Origin of the sequence: Nocardia sp. NPDC023733 (assembly GCF_040639775.1) — a bacterium.
Lineage (GTDB): Bacteria > Actinomycetota > Actinomycetes > Mycobacteriales > Mycobacteriaceae > Nocardia > Nocardia rosealba.
The window spans coordinates 1,721,901-1,743,421 of record NZ_JBFAAN010000001.1; the positions used below are offsets into that span (position 1 = coordinate 1,721,901).

The following is a 21,521-nucleotide window of genomic DNA, read 5'->3' on the forward strand; positions in this document are numbered from 1 at the left end:
TTTGCCCGAATCGCGGTGCGAAGCGGCCGTGGGCTTCATGATCGAAGTCATCATCTCGTAGTTCGGCGGCCGATGTGAGCAGGCCCTCATCGGTTGCTGATTGGTTCCCTGCCGACGGGGCATTCGGCCCTCAGGACTGTGTTGTCCCTGCGAAAGGATGCGCTCGATGAACCAGCCAGACCACGAGTTCCCGGATGACTCACGCACCATCAGGCCGCACGCGGGCGAATCTATCGAGGACACGAGGAACTGGCCTGGCCTGATCTTGATCGGGGTCGGATTGGCACTGCTCGGCATCACCCTTACCGCCGCCGGCTACGGATTCGGCGGTTGGGCGATCATCGGCGGCGTGGCCTGCGCGGCCTGCCTGCTCGCGGGGACCGCGCTGGTCGTGGCCGAGCACCGGCGGGTGAAGGCGCAGAAATGATGATTCTCCGGGCGCCGGGTGTGTACCGACCCCAGGCTGATACATGGATGCTTGCCGAGGCGCTGCGCGCGATCCCCCACCTGCGCAACGGCCGGGTACTCGAACTGTGCGCGGGCACCGGCGTCGTCACGCTGGCCGCGGCGAAAGCGGGGGCCGCGAGTGTGACGGCCGTCGACTTGTCGCGACGGGCGCTGATCTCGACCTGGCTGAACTGCCGCTTGCGCGGCGTGGCCGTGCAGTTGCTGCACGGTGACTTCTCGGCCGCGGCACGACTGCCGCGCTTCGACGTGGTGCTGGCGAACCCACCGTACGTGCCAGCCGAGCGCGAGGTCGGCCGCGGCCGGGCGCTGGCCTGGGACGCGGGCCCCACCGGGCGCAGCGTGCTGGACCGGCTGTGCACGACGCTGCCCGATCTGCTCACCGACAACGGGGTCGGCCTGATCGTGCACTCGGCGATCAGCGACCCCGACCGCAGCCTCGACCAGTTGCGGGCGGGCGGCGCCGAGGCGCAGGTGGTGGCGGTGGACAAGGTGCCGTTCGGACCGGTGTTGCGGTCGCGGGCGCGGCGGTTGGCGGCGCGTGGCTTGATCGCGAAGGACCAGCGTGACGAGGAATTGGTGGTGATCCGTGTCGAACGAAACTACTGCCCCGCCGTCGGGGAGCCCGCCTGACCGCAGGCGGGTGGTCCTCACCGACGGGCCGGCCCTGATCGAAGGTCCGGTCGACCTGGTGACCCGTGAGGGAACAGTGCTGCACTGTGACCGTTTCCAGGTCGCGCTGTGCCTGTGCAAGCGCTCGGCCACCTACCCGCTGTGCGATACCAGCCACCGGCGCCGCCGCCGACGTAACAACGAAAGCAGCACCTGATGCCCAGCACTGTCACCCTCGGGCGCGCCCTGCCTGCGCCCCGCGGCGAATTGTCGGCCGCCCTGGTCGAAACCCTCACGCACGCACCGGGTTCGGCTGTTCCGCCGGACCCCGGCACCGATCCCTACGGTGAGGACGCCGCGCTGGCATTGCACACCTGCTACGAACTGCACTACCAAGGTTTCGCCGGTGTGGACGAGGACTGGGAGTGGGATCCGGGGCTGTTGGGCCTGCGCCGAGGTCTCGAACAGCGGTTCCTCGCTGCCATGCGGGCCGATGTGCCCGGCGGCGACGACGTGGACGCCGAAATCGACCGGTTGCTCGAGCCGTCGGCGCCCGGCGGTATCGCGGCCTACCTCGCCGAGCAGGGCACTGCCGAGCAGTTGCGCGAGTACTTCGTGCACCGCTCGATCTACCACCACATCGAGGCCGACCCCTACGCCTGGGTGATCCCACGCCTGCGTGGGCAGGCGAAAGCCGCGCTGGTCGCTGTCGAATTCGACGAATACGGTAGCGGCCACGGCGACCGTGTGCACGCGCGCCTCTACGCGGATCTGCTCGCGGGCGCCGGTCTGGAACCCGGCTATCTGCACTATCTCGACGAGGTGCCCGCTCCCATGCTGGTGCTGGTGAACATGATGTCGCTGTTCGGTCTGCACCGTGGTCTGCGTGCCGCGTCAGTGGGCCATTTCGCGGCCAACGAGATCACCTCCTCACCGGCGTCGGCCCGCCTGGCCGAGCTGGCCCGCACCCTGCTCCCCCACCCCGCCTGTATCGGCTTCTACACCGAGCACGTCGAAGCCGACGCCGTACACGAGCAGGTGATGCGGCGCGATGTGATCGCCGAATTGCTGCGCACCGAACCCGATTCGGCGGCGAGCATCGTTTTCGGGATCCAGGCCACCGACCTGCTCGAGGACCGTTTCGCCGATCAGGTGCTCGAGTGCTGGCGAGCCGGGCGCAGTTCACTGCTCAGTGAATTGCGGGCACCCGCCGTACCCGGGTGAAGGTGATGGTGACCGGGAACCCGTCGAGCTCACCGCGATCGCGGTCCGAGCCGGTGCTCAGGTGATCGGTGATGCTGTGTAGCACGTTCCAGCCGAAGGCGTTCTCGTCGACCGGGTCGGGCTCCCCGCACAGTGCCTGCACGGCGATCCGCAGGCGGAAACCGTCGGCGTTGACATCGCAGTGCAGGCGGGTGTCGGGCACGGCGGCGAGGATCAGGCTGGTCGCCGCTTCGTCGACCGCGACCCGGATATCGGCGATTTCGTCGGGCGTGAACCCGGCCAGGTGGGCGGCCGTCTCGGCGACGGCCCGCACCATGACCAGTTGTCCGAGGTCGGCGTCGATCCGCAGGTGGGTCGAGGTCGCGTGGGCCGAATCCGCGACGGTCCGCTCGCTCGAAGCCACGACGTAGCCTCCTCACCGATGTCGGGTGGTACCGGGTGGGTCGATCCCACTGCGCCTACCCGCCGGTCGGCCGGTCAAACATCGACGGGGTGGTCGGAGGCATCGTCGACGCAGCTGTAGTGACGGAACAACGGCCGCACGCCCGCCAGCTCGAGCGCGCGTTCCACCTCCAGCCCGCCGACGAGCAGTCGCAGCTCGACCCCGTGTTTCCAGGCATTGGCTTTGGCCGGTCCGAGCAGCGCGGCCAGCCGGATACTGAGGAAATCGGTACCGCGCAAGTCGAGCACCACCACTCGAGCTCCCGATCGCACCGCACGGTCGAGCAGTGCGCAGAATTGCGGCTGCCGGGCCGCGTCCAGTTCGCTTCCCGCCCGCAGTACCCAGCAGCCTTGTCTGCCGGGATCGACGCGAAGCAGGGCTTGGTCGTGCGCCGCGGAGCCGCGGTACCAACGCAACCTGCTCGAGCGTCGCGGATCCGTGACGACAGACATAGAACCTCCTGGACGACAGGGGATTCCGGTTTCATGCCACCGCGCAACCGACGTTCCGGGTGTGGATAGCACAAAGACCGGGGTCGGCTGGAAGTCTCAACCTAAGGCAATTCTGGCACGCTCGGCCGCTGCTGTCACGGCACAGGTGTCTGCTCGGTGAGCGCCTGTTCGCGCAGCGAGCTCAAGGTGCGCGACAGGATGCGAGAGACCTGCATCTGGGAGACGCCGAGGTGCTCGGCGATCTGGTTCTGGGTCTTGCACTCGAAGAACCGCATGATGAGCACGTCGCGTTCTTCCTCGGGCAGAGCCGCGATCAGCGGGCGCACCGCCATCGCGTCCTCGGTGAGCTCGTAGCAGTGTTCCTCGGCGCCGAGGGTCTCGGTGATCGGCTGCGAGGAGTTGTCGCGGTCGTCCTGGGTGACCCCGTCGATGGAGTTGGTCTGGTAGCCGTTGCCCGCGACCAGCGCGCGGGTGACCTCGACCAGTTCGACCTCGAGTTCGTCGGCGAGCTCGCGGGCGTTGGGCACGCGGCCGAGTCGCTGCGACAGTTCCTCGGTGGCCGGACCGATCCGCAGCTGGATCTCCTTGAGCCTGCGCGGGACGCGCACCGCCCAGGTGTGGTCGCGGAAATGCCTGCGAACCTCGCCCATGATGGTGGGGATCGCGAAGGAAAGGAACGAGGAGCCGCGGCTGACGTCATAGCGGTCGACCGCGAGCACCAGCCCTACGCGGGCGGTCTGCTCGAGGTCGTCGAAGAGTTCACCGCGCCCGGCGAATTTGCGGGCGATATGGTCGGCCAGGGGAAGGCACAGCCTGATCACCTCTTCGCGGAGGGGTTCACGCTGGGGGTCGTTCGGGGAAAGTGCCTGCAGCTTCTCGAACCACGGTTCGATGTTGTCGTAGCTGTCACCTTTTGAGTGGGAGCGTCGGACGGTCGAGTCGTTGGCTGTTGTCGCTTGAGCAGTCGTCATCACATGTGCCTCCGATTCCGTGGGGTCGGATGCTTCTGGATTACCCGATCTGTATGCGAAATAAGCCTACGCTTTCGATCCCGGTGTCCGCATCACCCCCCGACCGGCCCGTGCGAGCGGCGGATCCAGCCGAATTCGACGGTGGTCGGATAGCCGTTACGGGCCGCGTCGAACGGGCCGTATTCGGTGCGCAGCGCGTCGGTGAGGGTGGCCACGACATGCCAGCCGAAGGCGTCCTCGTCGATCGCTTCGTCGCTGCGCGCCACGGTCGAGACCCGTGCTCCGAGTGCCCCGCCGCCACCGGTGAACGCGCAATCGATCAGGGCCTCCGGTGCGGCGGCGAGGACGAGGGCGGTCACCACCTCGTCGAGCGCCAGCAGCAGATCAGTGACCTCGTCGAGCGCGAAACCGCCTACCAGCAGGACTGTTTCGGCCAGCGCGTGGACCATGGTGAGCTGCTCGAGCTCCGCCGGTACCTGAAACCCGACCGTTGTCGACCGGGGCGCGGTCTCGCGATCCTCCGCTCGCATGCCGCCTCCCTGTGTTGCCTGTCGTGGTCGCAGGTTACCCGACCGTGACGTCGTCTAGTCCGTGCCCTTCTCGCGCTGTTCGGCCCGTTCGTGGACGGTGAGCAGCAGATGATCGAAGCGGGTGCGCAGAACGCCGGACACATCGGTGAGCGAACCGAGTTCGGCGACCAGGCGCCCGGCCAGCGCACGGAGCTTGGTGTTGGTCTCCTGTGAGCGCCAGGTGAGTACGTCGAATGCCTGCTCGGCGCTGATCCCGTAGACGAGCATCACCGCGCCCTTGGCCTGTTCGATCACCGCTCGGGCCGCGTAGAGACTCGGCAGTTCGTCGTCGAGGGTTTCCTTGCGGCGCCGCTCGAGGGTGTCGGTGACATCGATGTAGTAGCCGGTGGTGCCGATGACGCTGCCCGCGTCGTCGACCATCTGATCGGCCACGACGATCACGTCGTGCACGACGCCTGCGGTGTCGAGGATGCGGTGGGTGCTGCAGAACGGTTCGCCCTCGGTGACCGACTTCTCGATCATGGTGGCGACGTGGGCGCGGTCGTCGGGGTGCTTGTGCGACAACAACAGTGCGGTCGTGGGGTGGACGGTGCCCGGCTCGTATCCGTGGATGCGGGCGACCTCGCCGGACCATTCCCAGCGCTGATCGGCGAACCAGAACTTGAATCCGCCCGCGTCCTGCGCCCTGCCCTCGCCGAGCACGCGCCGCAGTGACTGCGCACCGCCCGTCGATAGACCCTCACTGTGCTTCATCCCTGAAGTATCTCGCGACCGGGACCCGGGTACGCACACAGTGCCCGATCGCGTCCGCTCACCCGGCGCGGCGCTCAACACGGCGCCGCCGCGCCCGGTTCGGGCAGTGGCTCACCCGGTGTCGGAATCGGGGGAAACGGGTCGGGAACATCCGGGGGTGGTGGCTGTCCGGGGCCCGGTCCGGGTGGTGGGTCACCGGGCAGCGGGTGGCCCGGCTCCGGTGGCGGTGGTGGCCGACCGGGATCCGGCGGTGGTGCCGGATCGGGGGTGGGCGGAATCGGGTCTCGCGGTTCGGGAATGGGTGGGCTGGTCCACATCGGGGTGGTCATCGCAGCCTCCTCACGGGGTCGGAAACGCCGGTCGTCGGGCAGGTACCCCGTGCCGGGGCACCTACACAGCGTCGTTTCGGCCGCAACCGATCGGCTATTACCCCGGCATGGACCACAGCACAGCCCCGCTCGTCGCCGCGGTCGCCGACTACCGCAACAAACACCGGTACGGGTTCACCCCACCCGGGCACCGACAGGGTCGCGGGGTGGACGACCGGGTTCTCGCGGCGCTCGGTGCCGATGCCTTCGCCGCCGATCTGCTGGCCAACGGCGGACTCGACGACCGGCTCGCACGCAACGGCTACCTCACCGAGGCCGAGGACCTGATGGCCGACGCCGTCGGCGCCGAGACGGCGTTCTTCTCCACCTGCGGCAGCTCGCTGTCGGTCAAGGCCGCGATGATGGCGGTGGCGGGCGGCAACGACGGCGGCCTGCTGGTGGCGCGCGACAGCCACAAGTCGATCGTCGCCGGCCTGATCTTCTCCGGCGTCCAGCCGCATTGGATCAGCCCGCGCTGGGACGCCGAACGCCACTTCTCCCATCCGCCGTCACCGGAGCAGGTGGAACAGGCGTGGCAGGAGCATCCGGACGCGGCGGGCGCGGTGATCGTGTGCCCGAGTCCGTATGGCACCTGCGCTGATCTGCGTGGAATCACCGAGGTGTGCCATGCGCGCGGCAAACCGGTCATCGTCGACGAGGCTTGGGGCGCGCACCTGCCGTTCCATCCCGAATTGCCCACGTGGGCGATGGATGTGGGCGCCGATGTGTGCGTGGTGAGCGTGCACAAGATGGGCATGGGTTTCGAACAGGGTTCGGTGTTCCACCTGCAGGGCGATCTCGTGGATCCGGGCCGTTTGCGCCGCTGCGCGGATCTGCTGATGACCACCAGCCCGAACGTCTTGATCTACGCCGCGCTCGACGGATGGCGAAGGCAGATGGTCGAATTCGGGCACGACCTGCTGGGGCAGGCACTCGACCTGGCCAAACGCACCCGCGCCGAGATCGACCGGATCAGCGGCCTGACGGTGATGCACGACGAGTTGCTCGGCGTGGAGGCCTCGCACGATCTGGATCTGCTGCAGGTGCTCGTCGATGTCTCCGAGACCGGCGCCACCGGGTACGAGGCGGCGGACTGGTTGCGCGAGCATCACCACCTCGATGTGGGCCTCAGCGATCACCGCCGGATTCTGGCGACGATGTCGATGGCCGACGACGACACCTCCGCGGAGGCACTCATCGACGCGCTCGCGCTGTGGCGCCGGGCCGGTCTGGACCCCGCACCGCACCACATCACGCTGCCGTCCCCGCAGGATCTGCAGCTCGACACGGTGATGCTGCCGCGTGATGCCTTCTTCGCCCTCACCGAGATGGTGCCCATCGACAAGGCGCCGGGCCGGATCGCGGCCGAACAGCTCACGCCGTACCCGCCGGGCATTCCCGCGATCGTGCCGGGTGAGCGGATCGGTGACACGGTCGTGGAGTACCTGCGTTCCGGTGTCGAGGCGGGGATGAATGTGCCCGATGCCAGCGATCCGCAGTTGCACAACATCCGGGTTGTCCGCCAGTCCTGATCGTCGAGCGAGAGGAAGTGTTGTCGTGGCCGCCGAACAGTTGCGCGCAGTGGCGCTGGTCTGCACGTTGAAGCCGTCGCCCGCCGAATCCAGCAGTCAGCTCATGGCCGATCAGGTGCTGGCCGAGCTGGCCGCCAACGATGTGGCCGGGTCGACGGTGCGTATCGCCGATTTCGAGGTGCGACCGGGGGTGAGTGCCGACGAGGGCGAGGGCGACGAGTGGCCGCAGATCCGGCGCCGCATCATCGACGCCGATATCGTGCTGATCGCGACGCCCACCTGGTTGGGTCATCTGTCCTCGGTGGCCCAGCGCGCGCTGGAACGTCTGGATGCCGAGCTGTCCGACACCGACGACGCGGGCAGGCCCGTCATGCTGGGCAAGGTCGGGATCGCGGCCGTTGTCGGGAACGAGGACGGTGCGCACAAGATCGTGGCCGACACCTTCCAGGCTCTCGACGACATCGGATTCACCATTCCGGCGCAGGGCTGCACGTACTGGAACGGGGAAGCGATGGGCGGCACCGATTTCAAGGATCTGCCCGACACCCCGGAGGCGGTGCGCACGACCACGGCGGCGATGGCGCGTAATGCCGCGCATCTGGCCCGGTTGCTGCGGGCGAACCAGTACCCGGCCTACCAGTGAGCCACCGGTAGGCCGGGCGAGGGGTCAGAGGATCGGGCGTCCGCCGGTGACAGCGAGGCGGGCGCCGGAGATGTAGCTGCCGTCGTCGGCGGCGAGCAGCACATAGGCGGGGGCCAGCTCCGCGGGTTGACCGGCCCGGCCGAGTGGGGTGTCGTCACCGAACTTGCTCACCTTCTCCGTGGGGAAGGTCGACGGGATCAGCGGTGTCCAGATCGGGCCCGGAGCCACGCTGTTGACCCGGATTCCCTTCTCCCCCAGCATCTGCGCCAGGCTGGCCGAGAAATTCGCGATGGCGGCCTTGGTGGCGGCATACGGTGCCAGCGTCGGGGAGGGCATGTCGGAGTTCACCGACGAGCTGCCGATGATCGACGAACCGGGACCCATATGGGGCAGCGCCGCCTTCACCAGGTGGAAGTAGGCACCGACATTGAGGGCGAACGTGTAGGCGAATTCCTCGTCGCTGATCTCGGTGATGTCGTCGTGCGACATCTGGAAGGCGGCATTGCTCACCAGCACATCGACTCGACCGAATTCCTCGACGGCCTTGTCGATCACCGCACGGCAGTGCGCGGCGTCCGACAGGTCACCGGCCATCAGCACGGCACGGCGGCCGGCCTTGGTCACCAGGTCGGCTACTTCTTTCGCGTCGTCGTGTTCGTCGAGATAGGAAATGAGGACATCGGCGCCTTCACGGGCGTACGCGATGGCGACCGCACGGCCGATTCCGCTGTCGGCACCGGTGACGACAGCGGCTTTGCCCGTCAATTTGCCCGATCCCTGGTAACTGTTCTCCCCACAATCGGGCACGGGGTCCATTTTCGATTGGATGCCGGGAACCTGCTGCTGCTGTTCGGGAAATCCCATGATCGAAGTCCTCCTCGCCGGGAACGGGGTCTCCGATCGGACTACCTCCCATCGGCATCGGCAAACAGGTCAGTGCCCGCATGGGTCGCGTAATCGCAACCCTTCGTGGGCTTTGATCCGGCGGTGTTCGGCGAGCACGATACCCACGCCGCCGAGCAGGCACACCACGCACAGAATTCCGGCGATCACGGCCCAACCTTCGAAGCCGTATCCGGCTGCGGTGAGGGTGAGCGCCAGCAACACGACGCCGACGCCGATCAGGATCAACCCGGGCCAGTTCCAAGCGTCTTCGATGGATTCGCCGACATGCGAGCGGGTAGTGCGTTCGGTGTCGGGAAATTTGTGATGATGAGGGAGAGCGGCATCGTTCATGGCCGGGCCGTCCTTTCGATGGGATCCGCTGGTCTGCGCGTACCCCCGATCCGACAGCCCAATCGTGTGGTTTGCCGACTCCTCGAGGCGGTATCCGCCAGTAGGTGTTTTCCCGATGCGAGCACGTCGATCCAGGACAGAAGGGTTGCGCATAGATGACAGAGCAGCAGCACATTCCCCCGGAGTTCACGCGCCCGCCGGTGCCGCCGGACGAAGACGGCGGGCAGTGCGAGCCGCCCGGTCCGAAACCGGACCAACAGGGGCCGGAGCTGCGCAGTCCCACCGGCGCACCCATTGCGGGTGAGGCGAATATCCGGGCCCAGCAGGGTGACGCGCTCACCACTCCGCAAGGGCTGCGCCAAGCCGATACCGATCATCAGCTCAAAGCCGGACCTCGTGGTCCGGTGCTGCTGCAGGATTTCCACCTGCGCGAGAAGATCACCCATTTCGACCACGAACGCATTCCGGAGCGGGCCGTGCACGCGCGTGGCGTCGGTGCGCACGGTGTCTTCGTGTCCAACGGTGCCGCTGCCTCGCTGACCCGGGCCAAGTTCCTCGCCGCCGACGTTCGCACGCCGGTGTTCGTGCGATTCTCCACGGTGCTCGGTTCGCGTGGTTCTGCGGACACCGTGCGCGATACGCGCGGTTTCGCGACGAAGTTCTACACCGAGGAAGGCGTATACGACCTCGTCGGCAACAACATTCCGGTGTTCTTCATCCAGGAGGCGATCAAGTTTCCCGATGTGGTGCACGCGGCCAAACCGCATCCGGACCGGGAGATCCCGCAGGCACAATCCGCGCACGACACATTCTGGGATTTCGTCTCCCTGCACACCGAGGCCACCGCGCACACCTTCTGGAATATGTCCGACCGTGGGTTGCCGCGGTCGCTGCGGATGATGGAGGGATTCGGTGTCCACACCTTCCGGTTGGTCGCCGCCGACGGTGCCACGAGCCTGGTGAAGTTCCATTGGAAGCCGCGCCTGGGTGTGCATTCGATGTTGTGGGAGGAAACGCAGCTCACCGCCGGATTCGACCCCGATTTCCATCGCCGCGATCTGGCGGACGCCATCGAGGCGGGCTATTTCCCGGAGTGGGATCTGGGTGTCCAGGTCTTTCCCGACACCCCCGAGCAGGTGTTCGAAGACATCGATCTGCTCGATCCGACCAAGCTCGTGCCGGAGGAATTGGTGCCGGTGCAGGTGATCGGCACCTTGCGGCTGACGGCGAATCCGGTGAATTTCTTCGCCGAGACCGAACAGGTGGCGTTCTGCCCGAGTCATCTGGTGCCCGGTATCGAGGTCACCGACGACCCGCTGTTGCAGGGCCGGTTGTTCTCCTACCTCGACACCCAGCTCAGCAGGCTCGGCGGACCGAATTTCGCGCAACTGCCGATCAATACCCCCCACACCGCTGTCAACGACATGTTCCGCGACGGCATGCACCAGACCGCGGTGCACACCGGTCTGGCACCTTACAAACCGAATTCGCTCGACGGCGGGTGCCCGTACGCGGCCAGTTTCGCCGGTGAGGCGTATGTCGAATCGCCGACTCCGATTCCACCGCCGCAGGCGAAGCTGCGCACCTCGGCGAACACCGACAAGGCGCAGGTGTCGTTCGCCGATCATTTCTCCCAGCCGCGCATGTTCTATCGCAGCCTCACCCCCGGTGAGCAGCACCGCCTGGCCGATGCCTTCTCGTTCGAGCTTGGCAAGTGCACGTCGGTGACGGTGCGCGAGCGCGCGGTGCAGATGCTGGTCAATGTCGACGAACAGCTGGCCGGGTATGTGGCGAATCAGCTCGGTGTCGATGTGCCCGCGCCGACGGCGAACACCGTCGATCTGGCGCCGAGTCCGGCGTTGTCGCAGAAGCGCGGTGCATTCCCGGTCGACGGACGGACCGTGGCGGTGCTGGTGGACGAGACCAGTGCCGGTGGGGCGGTGCAGCAGGTGTGCGCCGATCTGGAACAGGCCAAGGTGCGGCCGTTGCTGGTCGCCGCACACGGCGGCGAGGTGGAGGGCCGCAAGGTCGACCGCACGTTCGCCACGATGCGCTCGATCGAGTTCGACGGGTTGATCGCGTTGGGCGCGCCGATCGATCCGCGGGTGGATGTGCTGGTCAACGAGATGTGGCGGCACGGGAAGGCGATCGCGGCGGTCGGTGCGGCGGCGAGTCTGCTGCAGCGCAACGGTGTCGATGCCGATGCGCCGGGTGTCGCGGTGGCCGAGGCGCCGCAGACCGTGACGCAGGTGGTCACCGATCTGGGTGAGCACCGCGCGTGGGATCGGATCGAACCGCGCGGATGAACCTGTCGTGCCCGGTCCGCGGTGCGGGCCGGGCGCGCTGGTGTCAGTCTCCGGGCACCTCGGTCTGCCGCTCGGGTGGGACGAGATAGGCGCGCAGATCGTCGATCTTGGATTCGATGCGTTCGGCGTTCTCGGCGTCGACCCGGAATATCCAATGTTTGGCCCCGAGCAGTAGCACGGCCTGGAAGACCAGCTGGAACCATTCGCTCTGCCAGTTCTCGAAGGTGCTGGCCAGGAACTCCGGCCAATACCCCGACCACTGGAATGGTTGCCCCTGCTGTTGCTGAGTGTTGCGATACTCGATGAGCTGGAACACGAACTGCGCGCCCCACGAGCCGATGAACAGCAACATCAGCAGGTAGACAGCTCCCCAGCGACGAAAATGTGCCATGAACGGCAGATACCCGGCAAACCGGTAGCGACACAACCAGGCCGTCCGCCCCCGGATGTCGTTCCCGATCCGCGCCGTCAGGGACTGCGCGCTGTTAGGTTCGGATGATGGTGCCGATCCCCCATGTGATCGCCTTCGCCGGTGCGGCGTTGCTCATCATCGTGATCCCCGGCCCGAATGTGCTGTTCGCGATCGGGCGCGCGCTGACGCTGGGGCGCAGACAGGCACTGCTGTCGGTTCTCGGCTCGGTCGCCGGTTCCGTCATCCCCCTGGCCGTCGTGGCGCTCGGGCTCGGCGCTGTGCTGATGACCTCGACGATCCTGTTCACGGCGGTCAAGGTGATCGGCGCGCTCTATCTGATCTACCTGGGCGTCACGGCGATTCGTGACCGCAAGAAGCTGGTGCTCACCGCAAGCACCGACAGCGGTGGGAGATCTATGCGGCAGGGGTTCATCGTCGGTGCCACCAACCCGAAGACGGCGGTGTTCTTCGGCGCGGTCCTGCCGCAGTTCACCGCCCCCGAGGCGGGACCGCTGCCGGTGCAGATGCTGATTCTCGGCGCGATCTTCCTGCTCATCCAGATGACCTGCGACGGTGTGTGGGCCGTCGCCGCGGCGACCGCGCGGGGATGGTTCGCGCGGTCACCGCGACGGCTCGAGGCTGTGGGCGGTGTCGGTGGGGCGATGGTCGTCGGTGTCGGCGCCGGTGTCGCGTTCGCGCGCTGACCTGCGCGGTCAGTCGCGGGTGAGGATGAAGAAGTAGGGGTCGGGGAGGCGCCGGTAGTCCATGATGCCAAGGACCGTGGTGGGGTCGACACGTCGGAAGGTGTCGATGATGGGCAGATGGTCGTAGATCATCGCGGTGGTGACGGTGCCCCGGTGGTTGATTTCGCGCAGGCGGGCGCGATGCCGGGCGGTGCGCAGCGTGGGCGCGAACAGGTCGAGGCGTTTGCGGGTCTGCTCGATGAGTGCGGTGGGGATCTTGTCGACCAGTCCCAGGGGGATGCGTTTCGGGTCGACCGGGAAGATGTCGCCCTTGGGGGTCGCGAACAGCAGCGGGTGAACGTTGTCGGGGCCGTCGAATTGTTTGCCGTACCAACCGGAGGCCGCGAGCAGGCCGTCGAGCCGGTGGCCGGTGGCCAGTTCGCGGCCGTGCCAACGGCCGGTGAGGTCGGTGGGCGCGACGGGTGGGAGGCTGTCGAACAGGGCGAGCGCGTCGTCGCGGCGGCAGGCGGGTTCGAGGGCGGCCAGACGGTCGGCGGCGGACATGCGGGTTCCTCTCAGACGGGCAGGCGAAGGGCGCCGGGGGCATCCGCCGGGACGGCGGGACGGCTCGGCGCCACGGGGGTGATGCGCCGGTAGGCGGTCCCGAGCTCGGGGCGTGGATCGGCCTCACCCTTGTTGGGCCAGAACGCCATGGCGCGTTCGGCCTGGGCGGTGATGGTCAGTGACGGGTTCACGCCAAGGTTGGCGGTGATGGCGCTGCCGTCGGCGATGTGCAACCCCGGATACCCGTACACCCGCTGATAGGGGTCGATGACCCCGGTGTCGCGGGAATCGCCGATGGTGCACCCGCCGATGTAGTGGGCGGTGGCGGGGATATTGAAGATGTCGGTGGCGATATTGCCCGTGATGGCATCGGATTTGCCGGCGTAACGGCGGGCGATGTCATGGGCCAGCGGGATCCACTCCGGATTGGGTTCTCCCGCACCCTGTTTGGTGACCAGCCGTCGCCCCTTCAGATACGAGGTGAGCGAGTTGTCCAGCGATTGCATCACCAGCAGGATCACCGACCGCTCCGAGGCACCGCGCGCGTTCTGTGAGCGCAGGAACTGCACCGGATGCAGCAGCATGGTCAGCAGCAATCGCAGGAACCGGAATGCCCCGCCGTCGACCATCGGCACCGTCTGCACGAACAGCGCGTTCTGCCCCTTACCGTAGGTGCAGACCTCCACGTGGGTCTGAGGTTCGGGGTGGATCGAGGACGTGATGGCCACACCCTGGGCGAAGTCGCGCCGGGTCTTGCTGGTGACGCCGATGATCGCCTCGGAATTGCTGCGCGTCAATTCACCGAGCCGCGAAGACAATTCGGGCAGGGCACCATTGCGGCGCAGGGTGTGCAGCAGCTTCTGGGTGCCGAGCGCGGCGGCCGCGAACACCACCTGTTCGGCGGTGAAGGTGCGGCGGTCCTTGCGCAGCAGGCCGTTGGAGCGCACGGTCTCCACCCGGTATCCGCCGGTGCCGTCGGGGGTCACCGAGGTGACCGTCGTCAGCGGATGTACCTGTGCGCCCTGGCTTTCGGCCAGGTGCAGGTAGTTCAGGGTGGTGGTGTTCTTGGCGTTGTGTTTGCAGCCGGTGAAGCATTCCGAGCAGTGGATGCAGCCCGCGCGGCGCGGTCCGGCACCACCGAAGTAGGGGTCCTCGACCTCGACCCCTTCAGCACCTTCGTTGAAGAACACGCCCACGTGGGTGCGGTGGAAGGTCTCGGCCACCCCGAGATCGGTGGCGACCTGCAGCAGCACGTCGTCCTTGGGGCCCAGTTTCGGGTTCTCGACCACGCCGAGCATCCGTTTGGCCTGGTCGTAGTAGGGGGCGAGTTCGGATTTCCAGTCGGTGATGTGTGACCAGGCGCGGTCGCGGTAGAACTCGGGCAGCGGCTCGTAGAGGGTGTTGCCGTAGATGAGCGACCCACCGCCCACACCGGAACCGCTGAACACCAGGCACTTGCCGAGCGCACTGATGCGCTGTGGGCCGGTCAGCCCCAGGCGTGGTGCCCAGATCGCTTTGGGCACATTCCAGTTCGTCTTCGGGTAGTCCTCGGCGTTCCAGCGGCGACCGGATTCGAGCACACCCACGCGGTAGCCCTTCTCGGTCAGGCGCAGGGCGGTCACGCTGCCGCCGAATCCGGAGCCGACGACGATCACGTCGTAGTCGTAGCTGGTCATGGAACCATCACCTCGTAATCGGCGGGATCGAACCGCGCCTGTTTGCGGTATTGGACTCCCAGCAGGGGCCAGTTGGTGGTGATGCGGCCGTCGGCCTGGCGGTACCAGGACGAACACCGGCTCCACACACTGTCTGCCAGGAGTTCCTGGATGCGGGCGTCGTAGGCCTTCTCCACCTCGGGGCGCACAGCGAGGGGCCGGCCGGTCGCCGCGAGATGGGCGACGTAGCGGCCGAGGTATTTCGCCTGTGCCTCGAGGAAGTAGATGATCGAGCCGCCACCGGTGTTGGTGTTGGGCCCGTACATGATGAACAGATTCGGGAAGCGGGGCACGGTGACGCCGTAGTAGGCGCGCGCCCCCGCCTGCCACTCCTGGCCGAGCGTGCGGCCGCCCGCTCCGGTGATCGTCATGGGTGCGAGGAACTCGGTGGTCTTGAACCCGGTCCCCCAGATGATGACGTCCACCGCGTGCTCACGTCCGTCGACGGTGCGGACACCGGTGGGCGTGATCTCGCTGATCGTCTCGGTGCACAGTTCCACGTTCGGCTCGGTGAGCGCGGGAAGGTAGTTGTCGGAGAACAGGATTCGCTTGCATCCGACGTCGTAGCCGGGCCACACCTTCTCGAACAAGCCCGGCACCGCCTTGGTCTGGCGGCGCATGTGCCACTTCGACCAGGCTCGGATGGCGCGGGCCAGGGGCCGGGCGTAGACCCAGGCCAGGCTGAGCCCTTCGACGACGCCGTACCAGGTGCCGCGTTCGGCCAGCTCCGTGGCGGGCACCTTCTCGAACATCCGGTGGTGCAGGCGCCCGAATTCGCGGTCCGGTCGCGGGATGATGTAGGGCGCGGTGCGCTGGAAGACGGTCAGGGTGCCCACGTGTGGCTGGATCTCGGGGACGAATTGGATCGCGCTGGCACCGGTACCGATCACCGCGACTCGTTTCCCGGTGAGGTCAACGTCGTGGTTCCACTGGGCGGAGTGGAAACTGCTGCCTGCGAAGGTCTCGCGGCCCGGGATGTCGGGCAGGGCCGGGCGCGAGAGCTGCCCGACGGCGGAGACCACGACGTCGACGACCACGGTCTCACCGTCGGCGAGCGACACCGTCCATTTGCCGGTCGCGTCGTCGTAGGCGGCGCCGAGCACCTCGGTGCCCAGACGCAGGTGGCGGCGCACATCGTAGGTGTCCACGAGCCCGCGGATGTAGTCGAGGATCGCGGGTTGGCGCGAGAACCGGTGCGGCCAGCGCGGATTGGGCGCGAAGGAGAACGAGTAGAACGGCGAGGGCACGTCACAGGCGGCACCGGGATAGGTGTTGTCGCGCCAGACCCCGCCCACCTCGTCGGCTTTCTCGAAGACGACGATGTCGTCGAAGCCCCGCTTCTTCAGTTCGATGACGGCGGCCAGGCCGCCGAAACCGCTGCCGATGACCGCGATGGACGGTGTCATGCGTTCCTCTCGAGGATCAGACGCGCGCATTCGCGCGGCGCGTCGCTGAACGGCAGGTGCCCGCAGCCGGGCAGGTCGATGTGCCGGGCGAACGGCAGCACGGAGCGGGCGTGGGCGCTCTGGGTGCGGTGCACGAGGACCACATCGCGGGTACCCCAGGCGATCGTCACCGGGATGTCGGTGAGTGCGCCGAAGTCCTGGTCCGGTGACAGCACGTAGTTGTCGAAGTCGTCGCGGGCGGCGGTGAACGCGTCGGCTCCGGCCAGTCCGGCCAGGTCGAGCCGCGCGGCGGTCGGGGTGACCAGCGTCGGGCGGCCGAACATGGCCGAGAGCAGCAGCACCCGTCCGGCCCGGTGATCCACCGATCGGGCCAGGACCGGGCCCGCTGCCCGCGCGGCGCCGCGCATGCCGGTGAGCAGTGTCTTGGTCCATCGCAGTCCGGCTCGGTCGTAGAAACCGATCGGGGAGAACGCGGTGACCGCCGAGGCGATTCCGGTGCGACCCAGTTCCAGCGCGATACCGCCGCCCATCGAACTGCCCACCAGGTGGGGGCGTTCGATCTCGTTGTCGGACAGCCACTGCGTGAGCCAGGTCGCGTAGCCGCGTGGTCCCGGTGCCACGCCGGGAACGAGCGGCGACTCGCCGAAGCCGGGCAGGTCGAGCGCGATCACCTCGTGTTCGGCGGCCAGCGCGTCGATGATCGGGGCGAATACCTGCCATCGACTGCCGAGACCGTGCACCAGCACGATCGGTGTGCCGGTTCCGCGGCGGTGGTGGGAGATCTGCGTCATCGCAGCCCTTCGTGCAGGAAACAGTTACTGCGTACGGTTTCTTGATTTCACCAGCCCGGGACTCCCCCGTCAATAGCGAGTTATCGCCGGGTGTGTCGGAGACCGCGCTCACAGTATCGCGCAACTATTCGTCAGGGCGTACGATTTCTTGCGTGACCGAGCAACGCCCCCGCCGCACCCAGGCGCAACGCCGCGCCTCGACCCGGGCCCGCATTCTGGCCTGCACCGCCGAGTGCCTGCTCGAAAGCGGCTACGCGGCAACGACGGTGAGCGCCGTGCAGGAACGCGCCGGATTGGCGCGCGGCACCGTGCAGCACCACTTCCCCACCCGCGCCGAGCTGCTCGTCGCCGCCACCACCCAGGTGGTCGACCAGCGGCTCGAGCAGTTCCGTCGCGAGGCCGAACTGCTCCCGCCGGGCCGCGACCGGCTGCAGTCGGTGGTCGACCTGGCCTGGCGCGACCTGAACAGCCCGGCCTTCTTCACCGCCCTGGACCTGTGGGTGGCCGCGCGCACCGACGCCGAACTGCGCGACCGGCTCGTGCACGAGGAACAGCGGGTGTTCACCGAGATGCGCAGGCTCTACCTGGAGGTACTCGGCGAGCCCTATGCCGCCGACCCTCGCGCCGAGCTGCTGGTGGAGTTCACCATCGACCTACTCACCGGGCTGTCGATGACGGCCATGCTCACCGGCACCCTCGGCGAACGCGAAGCCGTGGTCCGTCGCTGGAAACGCGCACTCGCGGTGCTGGTCGGTCAGCTGCCCAGCGACGAACTGCTCGACGGCAGCCCGTTGCCGCTCACCGCGTCAGCGGGCTGAGCCCTTGGTGTCGCGGTTGACGACACCCACCGACGACAACCCGTGCCAGCACAGGGTCACGGTCATCTCGACGGCCTCGTGCTTGGGGATCGGGCGGCCCGCGTCGAGCCAGTGCCGTGCCGTGGAGTGGCTGGCGCCTACGAGGCTGAACGCGCAGGCGAAAGCGCGCACGTCGTCCATGCCCGCGGCGCGCAGCTCGGCGCTGACCAGGACCGCGCAGGTGTTCATGGCGTCGCGCACCCGCCACTGCACGCACGGTTCGCTCGGCACCGGTGATTCGAAGACCAGCGTGTGCCCGCCCGCGTCCTCGTCGACGAAATCGAAGTAGGCGCCGACCGCGCGGCGCACCTTCTGTTCGCCCTTGGTGCCTGCCAGTGCGTTGCGCACACCCTCGACCATGCGGTCGAGGTAGCGCTGCAGGACCGCCAGGTAGAGGTCGAGTTTGCTCGCGTAATGGGTGTAGAGGACCGGTTTGCTCATGCCCGCGCGGCTGCCGATGTCCTCCATGCTCGTGCCGTGGTAACCGTAGGCGACGAACACGTCACGGGCGGCGTCGAGCACCACCTGGCGCCGTTGGGCACGGGCGGCGTCCACACTCGCTGCGGGTTCGGTCGCGAGGTCTTCGCTGTGGAGAATCGTCATGCGTTGTCCTCGGTCTCGCGGGTCGGGCCGTTCACCATGTCAGCACCGGCTTGATGACCTTACCGGTGCGCTGATCGTGCAGAGCGGCGGCGATGTCGGAAGCGGGGTAGCGGCTGACGAGTCGATCGACCGGGAACCGGCCCTGCGCGTGCAGGTCCAGCAGGTGGGGAATGAAGGTCGCGGCAACGCTGTCGCCTTCCAGACAGCCGCGAATCGTCTTGCCCTGCAAGACGATATCGCCGACATCGATGGGTGGGGCACCGCGGCCGAGACCGACGGCGACCACGGTGGCGCCGATACCGAGGGCGGCGACCGCGTCGCCGAGCACAGCCGGTATTCCCGTGGTGTCCACGGCGTGGGTCGCGCCGCCGCCGGTGAGCTCACGCACCCGCGCCGCCGTCGCTTCCCCCGCGGGGTCGACGGCGGCGCGCGCACCGAGCTCGAGGGCGAGTTCCCTGCGCGAGGAGGATGTTTCGACGACGACCACCTCGACGTCGGGCACCGTGCGCGCGGCGAGCAGGGCGGCCATGCCGACCGCGCCCGCACCGTAGACGACGAGGCGGGCGCCGGGTTCGGGGCGAAGCACGTTGAGGACCGCGCCCGCTCCGGTCTGGAATCCACACCCGAACGGCGCGGCCAGGGCCGGGTCGACGGCGGGGTCGACGACCACGGTGTTGTCCTCGCTGCTCAGCGCGTAGCCGGCCAGACTGGATTGGCCGAAGAACCCGGACATCACCGGTGACCCGTCGACCAGTACCCGAGGGGTGTCGTGCGCGCGGCGACCGAAGTTGTTCAGCGTGGTCGCGTGCAGGCAGTAGGCGGGTCGGCCCGCGCCACAGTTGGCGCAGTCGCCGCAGTGGCGGAAGGTGAGCACGACGTGGTCTCCGGGCCGGACGGCGCGCACTCCCGGCCCGACGGCCTCGACGACCCCGGCACCTTCGTGCCCGAGCAGGATCGGCCGGTCGGCCGCACCGGCGCGCCGGGTGGCCAGGTCGGTGTGGCAGATGCCGGTGGCGGCCATCCGGACCAGGATCTCCCCGGCGCGCGGCTCGTCGATCTCGACCGTCTCGACGGAGAAGTCCGCCGACGGATCGCGCGAGAGCACGGCCGTGGTGCGCATCAGCTGTCCCGTTCCAGCAGGAAGTAGAAGTACTGCCCGCCCGCGAGGACCAGTTCGGGGCGGCCGTTCATGATGCCCATCAGGGTGTTGTCGTCGAGCCATTTGAAGTGGTCGAACACCGGGCGACCGTCGTAGACCATCGTGGCGGTGACCTCACCGCGGAACTCGATGTTCCACAGCGTCGCTTCGCCCTGCCCCATCTCGACATTGGAGAACAGGGTGCCGTCCTCGGCGCGGCAGATCAGTGGTTTGGCGTCGTCGAGGGCCAGGAAGGTCTTGCCGTACCAGCGGCTGGCGGGCAGCGCTTTGCACAGCCGGTGACCGGTCTGGAAGGCGTCGCCGCGCCACTGCCCGAGGATGTCCTCGGCGCGCGCCGGGCGTAGCCGCGTCCAGATCTCGTCGAGTTCGGCGGTGGACACACCTTCGTTCTGTGCCCGGAGTTGTTGCCAGCGTGGCTGTTCGGCCATGGGTGTCCTCGTCTCGCCGTTACCCGAACCAGGTGGTTCGGGATTGACCATAGTTCCGAACCAGATGGTTCGGCAAGGGGTAACATCCAGCGCATGCGAGCGGCAGGTGAGGCAACCAGGGAGCGAATTCTCGCCGCGGCCAAGGCGGAATTCGCCGAATTCGGCATCGCGGGCGCGCGGATCAACCGGATCGCCGAGGCCGCGCATGCCAGCAAGGACCGCCTCTACGCCTATTTCCCCGGCAAGAAGGAGCTCTACGCCGCCGTCACCGAACGCTGGGCCAGCGAAGCCTCCGCCCGCACCGCCATGCGCGCCGAGGATCTGCCCGGCTACGTCGGACGCCTCTTCGACCATTTCCTCGCCAATCCCGACGATGCCCGCTTGCAGGCCTGGGCGGATCTGGAACCGGCCGAGGAGGAGGTGGCGCGCGCGTTGCGCGAGATGGTGGCGAGCAAGCTGGCCGAGCTGCGGCGCGGGCAGCGCGAGGGGCTCGTGACCCCCGATATCCCGGCGGCGCTGCTGCTGCGCATGCTCACCGACCTGGCCCGCACCACCGCCGTCCATGCCGCCCAAGCCGGTGGTGAGCACGTGGCGACCCAGCGCGCGGCGACCGTCCTGGCGGCCGCGCGCATGGTGGCCCCCTAGACGCCGGGGACGGTTTCGACCTGCAGCAATTGACGGGCGATCAGGTCGGTGAGATGAGCGCGGGTGGTGTCGAATTCCCCGCGCAGCCAAGCCGCGACGAGTTCGAGTGTGCCGCTGACCACCGTGTAGGCGGCCATGTCGGTGTCCAGCGGCGTCGAGATCGGTGACGGGTGCAGCTCGCGGCTGACCGCGGCCATGGCCCGGGCGATGGCGTGCTGGGTGGCGAGCCGGGCCCGCTGCAGGGCTTCGGTGCTGTGGGCGTTGAGCAGCAGCGCGTGGCGGCGTGGGTCGTCGAGCAGGAAGCCGAGCGCGGCATCGGCGGCGGAATGGACCTGGCTGTGGATGTCGGGTTCGGCCGCGTGGGTGGCCGCGACGACGGCGGCGATGCCCTCGGCGGTGAGCTCTTCGACGAGGGTGGTGAGCACGGCGTCGCGGTCTGCGAATTGTTCGTAGAAGTAGCGGTCGTTGAGCTTGGCCCGAGCACAGACCGCGCGCTTGGTGACGGCGGGCGCACCCTCGGCGGCGAGCAGCTCGAGGGCGGCGTCGAGCAGGGCCGCGCGCCGGCGTGCGCGGCGTTCGTCGGCCGCCACTCCCCCGTAGGCGCGGGGGGACGTCGCGGTGTCCTCGCTCTTGACCATGACCCCATTGTGGTGCACGCTGACACCACACGATTTTCTGGTGTCGCATGGCACCAGAATTGCGGAGGGGTGCCGACCGGGCCCAT

At 67.9% G+C, this 21,521-nt stretch carries 27 protein-coding genes; 10 read left to right on the top strand and 17 right to left on the bottom strand.

The genetic code is table 11. The features are described 5' to 3' along the window. Positions 1-157: 157 nt before the first annotated feature. Genes AB0F86_RS07875 through AB0F86_RS07890 form a run of 4 tightly spaced genes read left to right on the top strand, consistent with a single transcriptional unit; the run spans position 158 to position 2,301 of the window. Entirely contained in the window at positions 158-427 is a 270-nt protein-coding gene (locus AB0F86_RS07875; RefSeq protein ID WP_356982820.1) for a hypothetical protein, read from the top strand. Beyond that, positions 424-1,098, top strand: a complete 675-nt coding sequence (locus tag AB0F86_RS07880) for a HemK2/MTQ2 family protein methyltransferase (RefSeq protein ID WP_356982822.1) — start codon at positions 424-426, stop codon at positions 1,096-1,098. Before AB0F86_RS07875 ends, AB0F86_RS07880 begins: the two co-directional genes overlap by 4 nt. 10 nt (positions 1,099-1,108) lie before the next feature. Beyond that, a complete protein-coding gene (locus AB0F86_RS07885) occupies positions 1,109-1,294 on the top strand; it encodes a CDGSH iron-sulfur domain-containing protein (RefSeq protein WP_225279844.1) in 186 nt (61 codons plus the stop codon). Further along, on the top strand, positions 1,294-2,301 hold the full coding sequence (locus AB0F86_RS07890; protein ID WP_356982823.1) for an iron-containing redox enzyme family protein: 1,008 nt from the start codon (positions 1,294-1,296) through the stop codon (positions 2,299-2,301). The genes AB0F86_RS07885 and AB0F86_RS07890 overlap by 1 nt, the downstream gene beginning before the upstream one ends. Here AB0F86_RS07890 and AB0F86_RS07895 read toward each other — a convergent pair. From AB0F86_RS07895 to AB0F86_RS07920, 6 genes are all read right to left on the bottom strand, one after another. Further along, on the bottom strand, positions 2,267-2,704 hold the full coding sequence (locus AB0F86_RS07895) for an ATP-binding protein (RefSeq protein ID WP_181697195.1): 438 nt from the start codon (positions 2,702-2,704) through the stop codon (positions 2,267-2,269). The genes AB0F86_RS07890 and AB0F86_RS07895 overlap by 35 nt on opposite strands. A 74-nt stretch (positions 2,705-2,778) precedes the next feature. Further along, positions 2,779-3,195 (bottom strand): STAS domain-containing protein, encoded by a 417-nt coding sequence (locus AB0F86_RS07900; protein WP_356982824.1) that lies wholly within the window; start codon positions 3,193-3,195, stop codon positions 2,779-2,781. 134 nt (positions 3,196-3,329) lie between these two features. Further along, a complete protein-coding gene (locus AB0F86_RS07905) occupies positions 3,330-4,166 on the bottom strand; it encodes an RNA polymerase sigma factor SigF (protein WP_181697193.1) in 837 nt (278 codons plus the stop codon). Between the two features lie 92 nt (positions 4,167-4,258). Next, positions 4,259-4,696: an anti-sigma factor gene (locus AB0F86_RS07910; protein WP_181697192.1), complete on the bottom strand. Its 438-nt coding sequence runs from the start codon at positions 4,694-4,696 to the stop codon at positions 4,259-4,261. A gap of 54 nt (positions 4,697-4,750) precedes the next feature. After that, entirely contained in the window at positions 4,751-5,449 is a 699-nt protein-coding gene (locus AB0F86_RS07915) for a PAS and ANTAR domain-containing protein (protein WP_356982826.1), read from the bottom strand. 74 nt (positions 5,450-5,523) lie between these two features. Continuing rightward, positions 5,524-5,778, bottom strand: a complete 255-nt coding sequence (locus AB0F86_RS07920) for a hypothetical protein (protein ID WP_181697190.1) — start codon at positions 5,776-5,778, stop codon at positions 5,524-5,526. 107 nt (positions 5,779-5,885) lie between these two features. On the opposite strand from AB0F86_RS07920, the gene AB0F86_RS07925 reads away from it, so the two are divergent. Both AB0F86_RS07925 and AB0F86_RS07930 read left to right on the top strand, forming a co-directional pair. Next, complete coding sequence (locus AB0F86_RS07925) at positions 5,886-7,349, top strand: ornithine decarboxylase (RefSeq protein ID WP_356982828.1); 1,464 nt, start codon at positions 5,886-5,888, stop codon at positions 7,347-7,349. Between the two features lie 25 nt (positions 7,350-7,374). Beyond that, entirely contained in the window at positions 7,375-7,992 is a 618-nt protein-coding gene (locus AB0F86_RS07930; RefSeq protein WP_356982830.1) for an NAD(P)H-dependent oxidoreductase, read from the top strand. A 24-nt stretch (positions 7,993-8,016) separates the two neighbouring features. Here AB0F86_RS07930 and AB0F86_RS07935 read toward each other — a convergent pair whose 3' ends face one another. Both AB0F86_RS07935 and AB0F86_RS07940 read right to left on the bottom strand, forming a co-directional pair. Then, positions 8,017-8,856 (bottom strand): SDR family oxidoreductase, encoded by an 840-nt coding sequence (locus AB0F86_RS07935; protein ID WP_181697187.1) that lies wholly within the window; start codon positions 8,854-8,856, stop codon positions 8,017-8,019. Positions 8,857-8,925: 69 nt separating this feature from the next. Next, positions 8,926-9,228 carry a hypothetical protein gene (locus AB0F86_RS07940; RefSeq protein ID WP_181697186.1) on the bottom strand — a complete coding sequence of 101 codons (303 nt, stop codon included), beginning with the start codon at positions 9,226-9,228 and terminating at the stop codon, positions 8,926-8,928. A 155-nt stretch (positions 9,229-9,383) separates the two neighbouring features. Between AB0F86_RS07940 and AB0F86_RS07945 the strand changes: the two genes are divergently transcribed. Next, positions 9,384-11,534, top strand: a complete 2,151-nt coding sequence (locus tag AB0F86_RS07945; RefSeq protein WP_305082680.1) for a catalase — start codon at positions 9,384-9,386, stop codon at positions 11,532-11,534. 43 nt (positions 11,535-11,577) lie between these two features. Here AB0F86_RS07945 and AB0F86_RS07950 read toward each other — a convergent pair whose 3' ends face one another. Then, positions 11,578-11,925, bottom strand: coding sequence for a DUF6766 family protein (locus AB0F86_RS07950; protein WP_067638546.1), 348 nt, complete (start codon positions 11,923-11,925; stop codon positions 11,578-11,580). 107 nt (positions 11,926-12,032) lie between these two features. Between AB0F86_RS07950 and AB0F86_RS07955 the strand changes: the two genes are divergently transcribed. Continuing rightward, positions 12,033-12,650 carry a LysE family translocator gene (locus AB0F86_RS07955; RefSeq protein ID WP_181697269.1) on the top strand — a complete coding sequence of 206 codons (618 nt, stop codon included), beginning with the start codon at positions 12,033-12,035 and terminating at the stop codon, positions 12,648-12,650. A 9-nt stretch (positions 12,651-12,659) separates the two neighbouring features. Here AB0F86_RS07955 and AB0F86_RS07960 read toward each other — a convergent pair whose 3' ends face one another. The 4 genes from AB0F86_RS07960 to AB0F86_RS07975 are packed head-to-tail and all read right to left on the bottom strand — an operon-like array spanning position 12,660 to position 17,105. After that, positions 12,660-13,193: a DUF4334 domain-containing protein gene (locus AB0F86_RS07960; protein ID WP_181697184.1), complete on the bottom strand. Its 534-nt coding sequence runs from the start codon at positions 13,191-13,193 to the stop codon at positions 12,660-12,662. A gap of 11 nt (positions 13,194-13,204) precedes the next feature. Beyond that, positions 13,205-14,869: a GMC family oxidoreductase gene (locus AB0F86_RS07965; RefSeq protein WP_356982831.1), complete on the bottom strand. Its 1,665-nt coding sequence runs from the start codon at positions 14,867-14,869 to the stop codon at positions 13,205-13,207. Then, positions 14,866-16,314: an NAD(P)/FAD-dependent oxidoreductase gene (locus tag AB0F86_RS07970; RefSeq protein WP_356982833.1), complete on the bottom strand. Its 1,449-nt coding sequence runs from the start codon at positions 16,312-16,314 to the stop codon at positions 14,866-14,868. Before AB0F86_RS07970 ends, AB0F86_RS07965 begins: the two co-directional genes overlap by 4 nt. Continuing rightward, positions 16,311-17,105 (bottom strand): alpha/beta fold hydrolase, encoded by a 795-nt coding sequence (locus AB0F86_RS07975; protein ID WP_356982835.1) that lies wholly within the window; start codon positions 17,103-17,105, stop codon positions 16,311-16,313. The genes AB0F86_RS07970 and AB0F86_RS07975 overlap by 4 nt, the downstream gene beginning before the upstream one ends. A gap of 152 nt (positions 17,106-17,257) precedes the next feature. Here AB0F86_RS07975 and AB0F86_RS07980 point away from each other — a divergent pair, with 152 nt between their 5' ends. Further along, positions 17,258-17,923 (top strand): TetR/AcrR family transcriptional regulator, encoded by a 666-nt coding sequence (locus AB0F86_RS07980; RefSeq protein ID WP_067489773.1) that lies wholly within the window; start codon positions 17,258-17,260, stop codon positions 17,921-17,923. Here the strand turns inward: AB0F86_RS07980 and AB0F86_RS07985 are convergent. The 3 genes from AB0F86_RS07985 to AB0F86_RS07995 are packed head-to-tail and all read right to left on the bottom strand — an operon-like array spanning position 17,912 to position 20,152. Beyond that, a complete protein-coding gene (locus AB0F86_RS07985) occupies positions 17,912-18,565 on the bottom strand; it encodes a TetR/AcrR family transcriptional regulator (RefSeq protein ID WP_181697180.1) in 654 nt (217 codons plus the stop codon). The two genes, AB0F86_RS07980 and AB0F86_RS07985, sit on opposite strands and share 12 nt — an antisense overlap. Positions 18,566-18,596: 31 nt before the next feature. Beyond that, the gene (locus AB0F86_RS07990; RefSeq protein WP_356982837.1) at positions 18,597-19,685 is read right to left on the bottom strand and encodes an NAD(P)-dependent alcohol dehydrogenase; all 1,089 of its coding nucleotides are present in this window, start codon (positions 19,683-19,685) and stop codon (positions 18,597-18,599) included. Continuing rightward, a complete protein-coding gene (locus tag AB0F86_RS07995; RefSeq protein WP_067489764.1) occupies positions 19,685-20,152 on the bottom strand; it encodes a DUF4334 domain-containing protein in 468 nt (155 codons plus the stop codon). The genes AB0F86_RS07990 and AB0F86_RS07995 overlap by 1 nt, the downstream gene beginning before the upstream one ends. 93 nt (positions 20,153-20,245) lie before the next feature. Between AB0F86_RS07995 and AB0F86_RS08000 the strand changes: the two genes are divergently transcribed. Further along, a complete protein-coding gene (locus tag AB0F86_RS08000; RefSeq protein WP_181697178.1) occupies positions 20,246-20,797 on the top strand; it encodes a TetR family transcriptional regulator in 552 nt (183 codons plus the stop codon). On the opposite strand, the gene AB0F86_RS08005 is transcribed toward AB0F86_RS08000, so the two are convergent. Next, on the bottom strand, positions 20,794-21,435 hold the full coding sequence (locus AB0F86_RS08005; protein ID WP_356982840.1) for a TetR family transcriptional regulator: 642 nt from the start codon (positions 21,433-21,435) through the stop codon (positions 20,794-20,796). The two genes, AB0F86_RS08000 and AB0F86_RS08005, sit on opposite strands and share 4 nt — an antisense overlap. Positions 21,436-21,521 lie beyond the last annotated feature (86 nt).